Origin of the sequence: Rothia nasisuis, assembly GCF_928381405.1 — a bacterium.
GTDB classification, from domain to species: Bacteria; Actinomycetota; Actinomycetes; order Actinomycetales; family Micrococcaceae; genus Rothia; species Rothia nasisuis.
This window is the reverse complement of sequence record NZ_CAKMSB010000003.1, coordinates 283,203-296,569: the sequence shown is the minus strand read 5'-3', so window position 1 is coordinate 296,569 and position 13,367 is coordinate 283,203. Positions and strand designations below refer to the sequence as shown.

The window sequence follows — 13,367 nt, the reverse complement described above, 5'->3', positions numbered from 1 at the left end:
GTATCAGTTCAACTTCCGCACTACCCGTACTCCTGTGCGAACAGGAGTGTGTAGTGTGGACGATAAGAATGTTATTTATAACATTGGTACGCTATTGAGTTTTCAAGCAACAGACCACACCCCACCGAGCCTCCCCTTGGTGGCTTTTCACCCTGTTTTTCTGGTGGGCGCGCACGCTGGGTTGAATTGAGGAAGGGGTTGGTTATTTGTCATTCTGACCACCCCGTCACCAGGGCAACTCGTTTAGTCTATCGCGCCTGCTCCTGCCGTTGCAAGCTGAATTCCCGTGGTGCTGACCACAGTACACAGCCGAGGTCAATACTTAACAGGGGTGAGCACGTAAAACACCCAATAATCTAGGGCTTACCCTGCGGTGGACGCCCTTATACACCCGGAATACAGAGCATCCCAGCACCGTTATCTAGAGAGTACACAACCCTAGATTTCAAAGGAAAAACCGTGCCAGCACTATCTCTGCTCGATTTCGCACTCATCTTCCCAGGAGAACGCCCAGCTGACAGCTTTAGGCGATCAGTCGCACTAGCACAGCACGCCGAAGACCTCGGCTACGACCGTATCTGGTACGCAGAACACCACAACATGAAACGTATCGCCTCGGCAGCGCCCGCCGTCCTTATTGCATACGTCGGTGCACAGACCACAAAAATCCGTCTAGGGGCAGGCGGCGTCATGCTACCCAACCATTCCCCGCTCACTGTAGCTGAACAGTTCGGCACTCTGGCGGAAATGTACCCCGACCGAATCGATTTAGGGCTTGGGCGTGCCCCCGGCACTGACATGCGCACCCTCACAGCACTGCGCCGTAGCCCCAATGACGCAGAAAACTTTCCGCAAGACGTCCAGGAGCTACAAGGGTACCTGAGCGGCGACACCCTCATCTCGGGTGTGAACGCCACCCCCGGTGCCGGAACCAACGTACCGATCTATATATTAGGGTCCTCGCTCTTTGGGGCCTCCCTGGCGGCAGCTCTTGGTTTGCCCTACGCCTTTGCCTCCCACTTCGCACCCACCCACCTGGAGCAGGCTGTGAAGGTCTACCGCGAGCGCTTCACTCCCTCTGAACAGCTGGCAGAGCCCTACGTAATTGCCGCAGCTAACGTGATTGCCGCCGACACAAAAGAGGAGGCCCAAGCCCAGCAGGTAATTGCCCACCGCCAGCGCGTCAAGTCCATGATGCGTATGGATGACCGTGACATGACCGATGCCGAGCTCGACCTGCTCGTCGCCTCAGCCCAGGGCCAACAGATTCTGGATATGCTGCGCTACACTGCCGTAGGCACCGCCGACGACGTGCGCGACTACCTCACTCGGTTCGCGAACACGGTGCAGGCTGATGAGCTGATGATTTCTAACCTCTCGCCCTCCACCGAACAGGCCCACCGCGGCCTAGAAGTACTGGCACAGGCCATGATTCAGAAATAGGGCGGTATAGCCTAAGCGCCCACTATCCCTCAAGAAAGGCCAGCACCGCACGCACGCGGCGGTTGCCTGTCTCTGCCGGCAAATCGAGCTTGTCAAAAATATTGCCCACATGCTTGGCTACAGTAGCCGAGGAAATGAAGAGTTCACTCTCAATCTCTGTGTTTGACCGGCCCTGGGCCATGAGCCGCAGAATCTCCAGTTCACGCGGTGAGAGACGAGCCAGCTTGCCCTCGGTGGGGCGGTGAGCTGTCTGCTCGAGGTGAGAGTCGGACGAGCCCCTGGCAGCCCCTCCCCCAGGGTAAGAAGAGGGAATGGGGGCGTCCACACCGGAGGTGCCTGTCGATGTGCCGGGAGCCTGCCCAGCTGCCTGCCCGCTAGAGGAGGTGCCGCCGAGCAGGTGCTGCACGACGTCCGGGTCAATCACGGTGCCTCCTGCCACCACGGTGTCGAGGGCGCGGGCGAACTCTTCGATGTCCCCCACCCTGTCTTTGAGTAGGTAGCCCAGCCCGGCCGCAGAGCGGGCAAAGAGCTCGCGGGCGTAGGCGGTGGTGATGTACTGGGAAAGCACCACGATAGGAATCCCCGGGTAGGTCTCGCGCAGCTGCAGAGCAGCCTTCAGACCGTCAGAAGTGTGGGTGGGCGGCATGCGCACATCGGTGATAACGGCGTCCAGGCCTTCACCCGCCATAGCCGTATCAACAGCGGTGAGAAGGGTAGGGGCGTCCTCGACCTCTGCAAGCACGGAGTGCCCCAGCGCTCCTAGCACCATCGTCAGCCCTTGACGGAGCAGGGCGGAATCTTCGGCAAGGATAATGCGCATGGGGCACCTTTCGTGGCAGTATTTCATGTGCGACGCTACAGGGTTGTTGAGCCCTTGGGTAGGGGTAGAGCCAGGGTCAGGCGGGTGGGGCCACCGGCTGGGGAATCCACCTGAACCGTACCACCCAGGGCGACTGCGCGCTCTACCAGGCCGGCCAGGCCGGTGCCGCGAGCTGGCTCTGCGCCGCCGATGCCGTTGTCCTCAACCGTGACCACCAGCGAATCGCCAACTACGAATACTGACAGCGAGACGAACTGGGCCTGGGCGTGCTTAAGGGTATTGGTCAGAGCCTCATTGACGGTGTAGTAGGCGGTGCGCTCAATATCGCGCCGCAGTCGGGCCGGAGCCTCATAGGTGAGATGCACGGGGATGACGGTGTGGCGAACCAGCTCTTCCAGGGCGGCCTTGAGGCCATGGTCTTCGAGCACTGCCGGGTAGATGCCGCGGACGGTATCGCGCAGGGTCTGCTGGGCGTGGGAGAGCTGGGTGCGGGCCTCGGTGACGTGGGTCAAGACGGCTGTAGCGCGGGCATCCTGGGTATCAGTGACCAGGTTCTTGGCTTCCATCTCGGCCAGACCAAGACGCAGGTTGAGGTTGACCAGTTCCTGTTGCACACCGTCGTGCAGGTTGCGTTCGATACGGCGGCGCTCCCCTTCGAAAGCGTCCATTATCTTGGCGCGGGAGGCGGTGACCTTGGCAAGCTGACGTTCCTGCTCTTCGGGGCGGGGAGAAAGAATCAGTTTGGAGAGGCTACCACCGGCGGCGGCAGCCAGACCGTTGACGTAGGCAAAAATAATGAGCAGGACGGGGATGGCTGCCAGGAAGACCCACCAGTACTGGGGGGTGACTTCGGTAATGGGGCCGCTCAGTAGGTTACTGTTGCGATCGGCAAGATAGTGATACTGGTAGTCGGTGAAGAAGCCAATACCCTGACCCCAGTCGATATAGAGGCTATTACCCCTGCCGGTGTAGTAAGTGAAGCCAGCCAGAACTGCCAGCAGGCTCACTTCTGCAATAAGAACCACGCCTGCCGTGAATCCCCAGAAGGTAGTCAGGGCCAGTGAGCCGACCTCACGCCAGGTGGCAATCTCTTTGAGGCGGAAGAGGGCGCCCTCCCAGAAGCCAGCATTGGGGTAGTCCACGTGACCGTTGGCGACGATGCCGTGACCGGTCTTTGCCAGGCGCCAGCGCTCGTAGATGCCAAAACCAATAGCGGCAAAGGGTAGAGCCACGATACCAAGGATGGAGGCGGTCAGCCCCATCACCAGGGAAGCAATAATTGCCTGGGCAGCCAAAACCGCAAAAGCAATCCAGGGCCCGGCAGCCAAGAGGTAGAGAGGGCTGGCCAGGCGGCGCCACAGGCTCTTGACGGGCTTGGGCTGCTTGGCGGGGTTGTGGTCAAAGGACGCCGGTGCCCGGCTCCCTGCCACAGGGGCGGCAGGTGCGGTGTCATGAAGAGTGTAATCGGTGCTTGTCATACTTCTATTCTTCCGCTCCCAGCACCTGCGCACAGTGGGGGGATCTCTACTCTTTCTCTGCCCTTACCCAGGGCGGAAGGTAGAGCAGTCTCTACCTACTTCCGATTAAAAAGTGCCTGCCAGATTTTCTCAGTTGCAGGAGCTACAGCTGAATCGACCTCACAGGGTAGATATATCTGCTAGTCGACCAGGGCGGCGGTAAGCTCCTTAACCAGAGCCCCCAGGCGGAAACGTTCGGGAGTCAGAGGGGCGATTCCCGCCTCTTCCAGGGGCTCAGCGGTCACGGGCCCTACAGCAGCTGCGATAGTTCCTGTTTTAAAAGCCTCAACCACCTGCGGTAGCACCCCACGAGCCGACGCCGACTCAAACAGGGCAGTCACTGCCGGGGCGGCAGTAAAAGTTACCGCATCCACCTCACCAGCCACCACAGCATCCAACAGGTCATCTACCAGCTCAGGACGCTCAGGAGCCTCCCACCGGTGCGGCACCACAGCCGTCACCCGCGCACCCGCAGCCACCAGACGCGCCTCCTGCGCCGCATCCGGCGACCCGTGCTGCTGAACCACCACATGCTGGCCTGCAACACCGCGCTCCAGCGCCAAATCCACCAAAGCCGACGTGCGCTCCTGCGCCGCCATACCGGCGTCCTCAAACCCCAAACCGCGCACCGCCCCCCGGCCCTTAGCGCCACGCACCAAAATCGTAGCCTCCGCAAGAGCCTGCCGTAGCTGCTCCTCAAGGCCGCGTGCGCGGGCAGAATCGAACCAGCCATTGAGGCCGTAGCCGGTGGTGACCAGCAGGATGTCGGGGTGGTGGGCAAGAATGTGGTCGGTGGCCGCGTGCAGTTCAGTGTCATCTGCCACCGGCACGATGCGGACGGTGGGGGCCACCAGTACCCGTGCCCCCTGCCGTTCAAAGGCCGCAACCTGCTCCTCAATACGACGAGAGGCAGTCACGGCGATGGTCTTACCGGCCAGCAGACCGGTATCGGGGTCGGGGTCGGCGGACGGGCGGTGTGAAGAAGATGAGGAAGTCATAACACCAGGGTACCGCCGGTGGTGCGGGCTAGCCCAGGCGTTTAGAGCCTTCGCGCACACTCAGAGGGGCCATGCGAGCGCTGTGGCGGGCGATGAAGTCGGCGACCCAGGCGGGGTCGGTCTTGGAGTATTCCCGCAGAGACCAGCCGATGGCCTTATTGATGAAGAACTCCCTAGAACCAAAGTTGAGGGTGATGATTTCTTCAAGCAGGGCGGTGTTTGTTTCTGCCTTGCGGGGGCGCTGGTGGTCGATGGCCACGCGGCGGACCCATATGTTGGCGTCCTGCGCCCAATCGAGAATAAGGGTGTCGTTGGGGTTGCGCCAGAGGATCTCGCCGACCATGGTGTCGAGGCGGTCGACGGCGTCCCACCAGCTTTTCTCTTCGATGAGCTCGCGTAGCCAGTCAATGTCCTCGGGTTCAAGGTAGCGGCGCAGGGCATGCAGGTAGTCGAGGGCGGCGTACTGGAACTCGCGTTCCGGGGCCTGCCAGCAGGCCTCAACGAAGCTGCGGTCAATCCCTGTGGTCTTAGCTTCGGTGCGGGCCTCTGCTAGGAGGGGTTTGATGAGTTCCCGGCGCTGCGGGGTTTTAATTCCTAGGAAGGGGAATTGATTGCGCATGTAGGCGGCCATGGGGGCAGCATTGGCGGGATTGGACGCCGCAACCAGGGTTTCATGCAGGGTAGAGAAGTTCATGGGGCTCTTTCAGGTGATGAGTTATCGGGGTTTGCGAACGGGTCTTTTAGTCCACCCTACATAATTCAACAGGTGGGGATATTATTCTACACTTGATGAATTTCATCTACGGGTGGGGAATTTTGGGTAGACTGGGTGTATGGCAGCTCAGCACTCTACTACTTCCGGCTCGCCCCGCGGACGACGCAGCGGCGGCACCCGCTCCCGCGACGACATTTTGCGGGCAGCAACCAATCTCTTTGCTGAACACGGGTTCGAGGGTACTTCTGTGCGGGCTATCGCCGCGCAGGCCCAGGTTGACCCCGCCCTCATTCGACATTTCTTTGGGTCAAAAGAAGTACTGTTTACAACCCTGCTCAACGAGGCGACGGAACTTTCAACCCGTCAGACCACAACACCCAGCAGCGGCGACCGAGCTACCGATCTTGTCGCGACCTACCTGCACCTGTGGGAATCACCCGAGACAGGGCCGCTGCTGATAGGTCTAGTTCGTTCGGCTCTTGCGTCAGCCACGGGGGCACCCGCCATCAAGGAAGCTCTGGTGCGGCACCTTACCCAAAGCTGTGCCGACCCGCTGAAGCCTAGTCTGGATGAGGCGTCCGCGGAGCTCCTCAGCGCCCACCTGCTAGGGGTAGCGGTAGGACGCTACCTTCTGAGGCTCCCCCACCTTGCCGCGCTCAGCACCGATGAACTGGCTGAACGCACCGCACCTGCCGTTCGGAGCTACCTTGAGGGGAATTCTCGCTCCCGTAAGACCCGGCCCGCGCCGAAAAAGAAGAGCCCCCAGGAGCAGCTGTCGCTGTTTGACGGCCTCTTCTAACGAGAGGGCCGACTCCCGGGGGTTACTTTTAGGCTGGGGTTAGAAGGTTTCGGTGCCGGTGTAGGAATCGTGCACCATGTTGGCAAAGCGTGAGTAGTGGCCCTGAAAGGCAACCGCGATGGTCTTAGTGGGGCCGTTACGGTGCTTAGCGACGATGACGTCCGCCTCGCCTGCGCGGGTTGATTCCTTCTCGTAATAATCCTCGCGGTGCAAGAGAATGACCATGTCAGCGTCCTGTTCAATAGAGTTATGAACGGTGACGCCGTTGGCGATGAAGTTGTGGTTCCCTAGCACAGTGGCGTCAAAAACCTCTTCTTCCCCCTCGTACTCGATAGAAGTGACGGTGTCCCAGAAAAGGTCATTGACCGCAAGCATGTCGAGCTCAGCGGCATCAAGGACGCTAGCTACCTGAGTCAGCACAGGAGCACTCGTTCGTACGCCAGAAGACGTAAGAGCATCAGCTACTCGAGTAGGCTCACGCAGAACAGCACCTACCTGCCCCCAAACCTGCTCATTCCTGCCCAGCGGAACATCGGCGTCCTGAATCTCGATGTCTTGAATCTCAAAGCTAAACCGGACTAAATCATCATGCTCAGACACAGACAGAGAACCATCTTCAACGACCGTTGAAATACCAAAACGTAGAAGCAGAAGGCTTACCTGCTCAGCAACCGGTCGAGGCAGGTTCACCGTAACCGATGAATCTACAGTCTGCACGTCTAAGAACACTGTGCGCAGGAAAAGGCGAATCTGCTCTTTCGGTAAGGAAAATACCTTAGAGGGAACACCCAGCACAGGTGCTGTAGAAGCAGCTTCGATGACCTGTTCGTCACTCCAATGCGTCCGGGCAGACGGCCCGTTAACGTGGCGGGGTACACCCAAACGATCCCCAACTGCAAGCTCACCCAGACCCTTCCAGCCTGTGTAGGTAAAGAAGGGGTGATTGGCGGTAGCGCGCAGGGTCTTACCCGAAGCTAGCGTTAGACGATAAACAGGTTTCACACCCGTAGAAAAGACGTGGGTCAGGTGCCGCTCCACGAAACGCATGTCGTCCCCCAGGGACCATACCGGGACGTCCTGAGCGCCCTGCTCAAAAAGCTCGCCCATCGTTGTTTCAGCTCCCGTATCAGAGCGAAGCACACGAGTATCGGCAGTCAGACAGCCCGACTCGCGAAGGTCCGACACCTGCGGCTTCTTGTCGGTACGCTGCTCAGAGCCACGGTTCAGCTGCGAGAGGGCAATCAGGGGCACCTCAAGCTCCTTAGCCATCAGCTTGAGGGCACGCGAGAACTCCGAAACTTCCTGCTGGCGCGACTCAACCTTCTTACCCGAGCTCATCAGCTGCAGGTAGTCCAGAACAATCAGCTTGAGGTTATTCTTCTGCTTCAGGCGGCGGGCCTTAGCACGAATCTCCATCAGGGTCATGTTGGGTGAATCGTCGATAAAGAGCGGAGCGGAGTCCATCTTGCCCATGGCGGTAGCAATCTTGGCCCACTGGTCATCGTCCAGCTTGCCCTTGCGTAGGTCGGACAGATTGATGCCAGCCTCAGCCGACAGAATCTTCATAGCAATTTCATTGCGGCCCATTTCCAGCGAGAAGAACACCGTGGTCATACCGTGCTTAATGGCAGCAGACCGGGCGATGTCTAGGGCAAACGTCGAATTATGGGTAGGCACAAAAGCACGAGAAGCCAAGAAAAGATGCTGCTCATTATCTACCTCAATACAGCGCACCGGCACAGAATCAACAGGCTCCACAGCAACAATGTAGCGAGAGCTTCGCTTAGTGGTCGGACGAGAATCGCGGTCACGGTGCATTTGCTTCTTGCGAGACAGAGCAAAAACAGAATCAGAGGAAGAGAAGGTCAGCTTGTAGGCCGTCGACGTAGCCTCGCTACTGCCCTTGACCTTTTTTGTTGCCATACCTGTGCGGTACCCCAAAGAAAGCGCCAGCTCCTGGGTATCAAGTGCCAACTGGCGGTTCGTCACCGTGAACTGAATACACCCGGCGTTTGTAACAGTGCCGTCGCTATCGAGCAGCCCTGCCAGCAAAGCTCGGCGCTGCGCTTCAGAGGCCCGTAGGTACTGCATAGGAATGTGCTTATTATTCAGAACACCCAGAGTATGCAGCTGCCCTTGGAGGCTACCGTTGGCCCGATGGCATGAGAGGCATCGTAGGCCTGATGTGCACGAGCCGCCACAATCAATACATGTTACACGCGCATGGGGAGTAGCAACAGTCTTTCGCTTACCACCACATTCCCGAGAGCACGTAGTGACATTACGATCAGAATGAGTAAATGCCTTACCGCAGACGAGACAGAAGCTCGTAAATGTACGAGTATCAGCTGGTAGATGCACCGAATAGATAATGCCTTTTACCTGACGAACCGTGTAGCCATCAGCTTCAATACCGTGGAGAACTTCGTCATCTGCGGTAGATACACGAGCTGCAGCAGACGCACCATCACCCAACCAAATTCCCAGGGTGTAGGGGGCGACTAGTAGGTCAGCTTCGGGCAGTTGGAGCGGGCGGGTGTTAGCAATGTAGTGGTTGGCTCGACGGTCAGCCGTCGCGCAGCGAACCGTCTCACGAATCTCAGCGGTGGTGCGCACCTGCGCGCCCACGGACGTCCGCACACGCCCCCCGCCTGAACCCGCCAGAGCTGACGAGCGGGCCCGACGGGACGCGCGGGTTTCGGTGAGCCACTGATGCTCGGCGTCCGCGATAATCTCGGTTCCGTCATCAAAAATGACCTTGAAGCAGGGACGCCCGGTCATCACGTCGGTAGCGTTCGTGACGGTCGTGGGGTGACCATCTGCACCCAGAACGGTGTCGCCCACGCGGATATCGCCCATGGTGGTCCAGCCTGTGGGGGTGGGGATGGGGGTATCAAGGGCGAGCGCTTTACCCATTGCCGGACGCGCCGCAATCACGACCATCTGCCCCGGCTGCAAACCGGCGGTCAGCTCATCAAACTCAATGAAGCCAGTGGGTACGCCGTGAATACCGCCAGCACGCGACCCATTGGCCTCAATCTCCTCAACCGTGCTGTTCATAGCCTCAGAGAGGGGAACGTAGTCTTCCTTAGTGTTATTCGCAGAGACACCGTAAATCTCGGCCTGGGCGGCGTTAACCAGAGCCTCAGCTTCGCCGTCACCCGAATACCCCAGCTGCACAATCTTGGTGCCAGCTTCGACCAGGCGGCGCAGCATAGCCCGCTCAGCCACAATCTCAGCGTAGAAACCAGCGTTGGCGGCGGTAGGGACGCCCGCAATCAGGGAGTGAAGGTAGGCCGCCCCGCCCACGCGATTCAGTTCGCCGCGCTTAGTCAGCTCATCGGCCACAGTAATAGCATCAGCCGGCTCACCGTGCCCGTAGAGGTGAATAATGGCCTCATAAATCATCTCGTGGGCGGGCTTGTAGAAGTCAGCACCACCACCAATGACCTCAACAACATCGGCGATGGCGTCCTTGGAGAGCATCATACCGCCCAGTACCGACTGCTCGGCAGTGTCGTCGTGCGGCGGTGTGCGTACGAACTCAGACTGGCTCTCAGACAAGGCGGCCCCCCTCGATGGTAAAAACAGTGAGCTTCTATCATCTCACCTGCGAGCGCCCTGCGACCACTACTTAACTGTGAGACTAGATGCCGATCCCTTATACCTCCTTGTTCTCACATCTTCACGCTGTGACGGGCTTAACTTTATCGCGGTAGCATGTGTTCTAGCGAGAGTACTGAGGTGCTTAAGGTAGACAGCGCTGGGCAGATGGTAGAAAGGACGCCGGTGGGCAGCACTAAGAACAAGGGTAGGGACGCCAAGGAGCAACTCAAGAGCCTCAAGGCTGAAGTGAAATATCTAAAGAAGGGGCAGAAGCAGCTGCTGAAGCGGGTGGAGAAGCTGGAGAGGGCGCTCGCAGGGTGGCAGGGCCCGGCGTCTGCTACCTCGTCTGCGCATAATCTGGCCCGTGCCCAAGCTACCGGTGGCGACCCGGGCGGGGCGGGGGCGTCCCACCCTCAGCCCATGAAATCGGGCAAGTACCGGGGCGGCTACTCCCACTATCGGGTAACCCAGGTGGGGCAGTTGACGCCCACCGTCATGCGGGTGGTGGCCGAGCCGGTCGAGGGTAATCGGGCTGAGGCCCAGGGGCTGGTGGGCGAGTATGTCTACCTGGTGACCGGTAAGAAGGGGGAGGTGTTGCCCGCGCCGACCTTTGAGAAGGGCAAGGCCCTCTGGGGCCAGCCGATCACCACCACCAAATACACGGTGAGGAACTTTGACAAGCGCACGGGGGCACTGGAAATCAACATCATGCTGCACGAGCACGGGGCTGGCACCACCTGGGCCCGCACCGTTACTGTGGGCGATAGCGCGCATTTTCTGGGCCCTAAGTCGGGCTATTTCATCAGCGGCGACTATGACTTTTACCTGTTGGCCGGGGACGAGAGCGGCTTGCCCGGCATGGCCCGCTGGATTGAGAGCCTACCTGCGAGCGCCCGGGGCGCGGCCTTTATTGAGGTGCCCGGAGAAAAGTCGCAGCAGGTGATTGTGACTCCTGAGAATTTTGAGGTGATCTGGGTGGATTCTGCCCGACGCGGGGCGCTGGCAGAGGCCGTCATGAGCTACCCCCTGCCGGAGGGGTCGGTGTGCACTTGGTTGGCGGGCGAGTCCGGGTCTATTCACCCCTTGCGTATCTGGGCGCGGCGGGAGCTGGGTGTGCCCAAGGGGCACGGTTATGCCAAGGGTTACTGGAAGAAGAAGTAGTTTGGGTACATGGTGTCATCAAAAGAGCCGAAATTTTAGGGTATCTTAAACGGAGATTTAGGCACACCTAATAATGGAGTTTTACTGATGACACTCACCCGCGCAACCTTCCTCAAGCTCACAGCAGCAACCGCCCTCACCGGCGTCCTCTCCGCATGCTCAACAGGCTCAGGCACCTCCTCTTCATCCTCAGAGAACAGCGCCAGCGGGGGTAGCTACACCGTTGAGCATGCCTTCGGCAGCACCACCTTCGATGCTATACCTGAAAAAAATTGCTGTTGTTCAGCCCTGGAAAAACCCCGATGCTCTTCTTGCCCTGGGTGTTGCCCCCGCTGGTACCCCCTACGTAAGCTGGGGCGAAAATGCCAACCGCTCCACCGACTGGTTCGATGAAAAACTCACCGAGCTGGGTGGCGAAGAGCCTACCCGCTATGACGAAACTGACGGCCCCAACTACGAGGCTCTTGCCGCCCTAGAACCTGACGTCATCTTCTCCCCCTACGGTGACATGACCCAGGAGGTTTACGATAAGCTCTCGGGCATCGCCCCCGTGATTCCTGCTCCAGTGGGAGTGGGGGCCTTCGAGACCAGCTGGCAGCAGTGCCTTGAGATGGCAGGGAAGATGTTGCAGCGGGAGGAGGATGCCTCCGCACTGGTTAAAGAGGTTGAGGGGAAGCTCACTGAAGCGGTTGCAGAGTACCCTGTTCTGAAGGGTGCAAGTTTCATTGCTGGCTACTTCGACACCGCTGCCAACACCTTTGGGGCCTACACGGCAGAGGACTCCCGACCCCAGTTCTTCGCTTCCCTTGGTATGGTGAACGCTCCCTACATTACTGAGCATGAGGGTGAAGCCGAGGGTGTCTATATGACCATTTCCTCTGAGGTTCTCGACCAGGTTGAGTGCGATGTAATCTGGGCCTGGGCTAATTCCGCTGAAGAGGCAGAGGCTGTGCGTTCTAACGAACTCTTTGCCCAGCTCCCTGCCCTCAAGAATGATGCGACGGTCTTTGAGTTCGATAAGCAGAAGGGGCTAGCCCTTTCTGCCGCCTCGCCGCTCTCAGTGCCGTGGGCTCTCAATGAGACCACCCTGCTTGCAGACTTAGCAGCGGCTGTAGAGAACACGCGCGCGGCCTCCTAACGCAGGTGGGTGCTGGAGATGGTGGCTGCCAGTTCTTGGAGGTAAGGACGCGGGTTGGCCAGGGATTCTTCCAGGGTTGCCTGAGTGTCGCCCACGACCGAGTAGACAGTGGTAAAGCCTGCCGCCCGGTAGTCTTCTTCCGCCAGCTCGCGGACGCCGCACACGGCCAGGGCGGGAATATCGCGCTCGCGGGCGGCAGCAGCTACACCGGCAGGGCCCTTGCCCTGGAGGGTCTGCCGGTCAAATTTTCCTTCGCCGGTGATTACCAGGTCAGCCCCTTCAAGGTGCTTATAGAAGCCGGTGAGCTCGAAACAGACCTCAACGCCGGGGCGCATGGTTGCACCGAGTACTGACAGGCAGGCAAAGCCCAGGCCACCGGCAGCTCCCGCACCTGAAGCGCGTGCGAAGGTTCCACGTGAAACTTTCAGGGCGTTCTCTACCGCATCAGCTAGTTTTTGAAGATTAAGGTCTAGTAAAGGAACCTGTTCTTCGGTAGCCCCCTTCTGGGGCCCGTAGACCGCAGCGGCCCCCGCAGGGCCGGTCAGCGGGTTGGTCACGTCGCTAGCCATAATGATGTCTACATCAGCCAGACGCTCATCGAGCCCGGTCAGGTCAACCGAAGCCAGCTCACCCAGCGCCCCGCCGCCGGGAGCAAGGTCGTGCCCTGCGGCGTCCTGAAATCTCACGCCGAGAGCCTGCATCAGGCCCGCTCCCCCATCGGTACTGGCTGACCCGCCCAGGCCGATGATGAGCGTCCTTGCGCCCGCGCCCACCGCCTGCAAAATCAGCTCACCTGCCCCATAGGAGGTGGCCCGCCAGGTGTCCAGCTGGTCCTCGCGCAGGCGGGCAATGCCGCCTGCTTCAGCGATTTCGAGGACGGCCGTGCGTTCAGTCTGCAAGTAGGCGTAGCGGGCAGTCACCGGCTGACCGGCAAAGGGGCCCGTGACGGTGCAGGTGACCTCGCTGTAGCCGGCTGCAAGGGCGGCGTCTACGGTGCCGTCGCCGCCGTCGGCTATGGGGCAGGTCACGACCTCGCACCCGCCAGCCCCCTCAAGCCCGGCCGCGAGCGCCTCAGTGAGCTGCACCCCGGTGAGAGTTCCCTTGAACTTATCGACAGCAAGTAAAACCTTCATGGGTCTATTATGAGCCCATTCAGCTCCAGCTGAGAAT

At 59.6% G+C, this 13,367-nt stretch carries 11 protein-coding genes; 5 read left to right on the top strand and 6 right to left on the bottom strand.

Features of this window, described 5'->3' with window-relative positions; translation table 11 throughout:
- Both L6966_RS04515 and L6966_RS04510 read left to right on the top strand, forming a co-directional pair.
- Positions 1 to 190, top strand: a 190-nt coding sequence (locus L6966_RS04515; RefSeq protein ID WP_237232941.1) for a hypothetical protein, incomplete at its 5' end; no start/stop codon positions are given.
- Between the two features lie 269 nt (positions 191 to 459).
- A complete protein-coding gene (locus tag L6966_RS04510; RefSeq protein WP_219336321.1) occupies positions 460 to 1,443 on the top strand; it encodes an LLM class flavin-dependent oxidoreductase in 984 nt (327 codons plus the stop codon).
- Positions 1,444 to 1,465: 22 nt separating this feature from the next.
- Here L6966_RS04510 and L6966_RS04505 read toward each other — a convergent pair whose 3' ends face one another.
- The 4 genes from L6966_RS04505 to L6966_RS04490 form a co-directional block, all read right to left on the bottom strand.
- Positions 1,466 to 2,263 carry a LuxR C-terminal-related transcriptional regulator gene (locus L6966_RS04505; RefSeq protein ID WP_237232940.1) on the bottom strand — a complete coding sequence of 266 codons (798 nt, stop codon included), beginning with the start codon at positions 2,261 to 2,263 and terminating at the stop codon, positions 1,466 to 1,468.
- Between the two features lie 35 nt (positions 2,264 to 2,298).
- The gene (locus L6966_RS04500) at positions 2,299 to 3,741 is read right to left on the bottom strand and encodes a sensor histidine kinase (RefSeq protein ID WP_237232939.1); all 1,443 of its coding nucleotides are present in this window, start codon (positions 3,739 to 3,741) and stop codon (positions 2,299 to 2,301) included.
- A gap of 179 nt (positions 3,742 to 3,920) precedes the next feature.
- Positions 3,921 to 4,778, bottom strand: a complete 858-nt coding sequence (locus tag L6966_RS04495; protein ID WP_237232938.1) for a uroporphyrinogen-III synthase — start codon at positions 4,776 to 4,778, stop codon at positions 3,921 to 3,923.
- Positions 4,779 to 4,806: 28 nt separating this feature from the next.
- On the bottom strand, positions 4,807 to 5,472 hold the full coding sequence (locus L6966_RS04490; RefSeq protein ID WP_237232937.1) for a DNA alkylation repair protein: 666 nt from the start codon (positions 5,470 to 5,472) through the stop codon (positions 4,807 to 4,809).
- Between the two features lie 139 nt (positions 5,473 to 5,611).
- Between L6966_RS04490 and L6966_RS04485 the strand changes: the two genes are divergently transcribed.
- Positions 5,612 to 6,292, top strand: a complete 681-nt coding sequence (locus L6966_RS04485; RefSeq protein ID WP_237232936.1) for a TetR/AcrR family transcriptional regulator — start codon at positions 5,612 to 5,614, stop codon at positions 6,290 to 6,292.
- A 39-nt stretch (positions 6,293 to 6,331) separates the two neighbouring features.
- Here the strand turns inward: L6966_RS04485 and dnaB are convergent, their stop codons facing one another.
- Entirely contained in the window at positions 6,332 to 9,856 is a 3,525-nt protein-coding gene (gene dnaB / locus L6966_RS04480) for a replicative DNA helicase (RefSeq protein WP_237232935.1), read from the bottom strand.
- Positions 9,857 to 10,036: 180 nt separating this feature from the next.
- On the opposite strand from dnaB, the gene L6966_RS04475 reads away from it, so the two are divergent.
- Both L6966_RS04475 and L6966_RS04470 read left to right on the top strand, forming a co-directional pair.
- The gene (locus L6966_RS04475; protein WP_237232934.1) at positions 10,037 to 11,059 is read left to right on the top strand and encodes a siderophore-interacting protein; all 1,023 of its coding nucleotides are present in this window, start codon (positions 10,037 to 10,039) and stop codon (positions 11,057 to 11,059) included.
- A 253-nt stretch (positions 11,060 to 11,312) separates the two neighbouring features.
- On the top strand, positions 11,313 to 12,197 hold the full coding sequence (locus tag L6966_RS04470; RefSeq protein ID WP_219336322.1) for an ABC transporter substrate-binding protein: 885 nt from the start codon (positions 11,313 to 11,315) through the stop codon (positions 12,195 to 12,197).
- Here L6966_RS04470 and L6966_RS04465 read toward each other — a convergent pair.
- On the bottom strand, positions 12,194 to 13,330 hold the full coding sequence (locus L6966_RS04465) for a glycerate kinase (RefSeq protein WP_237232933.1): 1,137 nt from the start codon (positions 13,328 to 13,330) through the stop codon (positions 12,194 to 12,196). The genes L6966_RS04470 and L6966_RS04465 overlap by 4 nt on opposite strands.
- Positions 13,331 to 13,367: the final 37 nt, after the last annotated feature.

Excerpts from the sequence above, each read along its gene's own strand:
- L6966_RS04470 (WP_219336322.1), top strand. The coding sequence starts at position 11,313 with ATGCTATACCTGAAAAAAATTGCTGTTGTTCAGCCCTGGAAAAACCCC.
- L6966_RS04505 (WP_237232940.1), bottom strand. The coding sequence starts at position 2,263 with ATGCGCATTATCCTTGCCGAAGATTCCGCCCTGCTCCGTCAAGGGCTG.
- L6966_RS04500 (WP_237232939.1), bottom strand. The coding sequence starts at position 3,741 with ATGACAAGCACCGATTACACTCTTCATGACACCGCACCTGCCGCCCCT.
- L6966_RS04495 (WP_237232938.1), bottom strand. The coding sequence starts at position 4,778 with ATGACTTCCTCATCTTCTTCACACCGCCCGTCCGCCGACCCCGACCCC.
- L6966_RS04465 (WP_237232933.1), bottom strand. The coding sequence starts at position 13,330 with ATGAAGGTTTTACTTGCTGTCGATAAGTTCAAGGGAACTCTCACCGGG.
- L6966_RS04490 (WP_237232937.1), bottom strand. The coding sequence starts at position 5,472 with ATGAACTTCTCTACCCTGCATGAAACCCTGGTTGCGGCGTCCAATCCC.
- L6966_RS04485 (WP_237232936.1), top strand. The coding sequence starts at position 5,612 with ATGGCAGCTCAGCACTCTACTACTTCCGGCTCGCCCCGCGGACGACGC.